At 62.6% G+C, this 289-nt stretch carries 1 protein-coding gene; it reads right to left on the reverse strand.

All coding sequences use genetic code 11. From position 1 onward, the window contains the following. Positions 1–131: helix-turn-helix transcriptional regulator (locus FLV34_RS43180; protein WP_187280911.1), on the reverse strand; the 131-nt coding region annotated here is incomplete at its 3' end. Positions 132–289: the final 158 nt, after the last annotated feature.

Raw genomic sequence — 289 nt, forward strand, 5'->3', positions numbered from 1 at the left:
TTTCGGTACGGTGCGCGGCCTTTGGTGATCCAGCGTTCGACGGTCTTGGGGTCCACCTGGATCGCGGTCGCCAGCTCGGCGATGCTCACCCCGCGTTCCAGGAGGGCCGCGCGTAGTCGCTCGTTGGCCATTTCACCTGCCGCGTCAGGACGTCCAGGGACCTGGCAATCGTAGACGGGACGTCTTGAACATGTCCCGTCGTGTAGTGATCTCGTCCTGCCCTTCCGTCGCACTCTCGGTGTCACAACGCACCACTACCTGCGACGGAAGGAGAACAGACCATGACAGA

Source organism: Microbispora sp. CSR-4 (assembly GCF_008033685.1).
Classification (GTDB): domain Bacteria; phylum Actinomycetota; class Actinomycetes; order Streptosporangiales; family Streptosporangiaceae; genus Microbispora.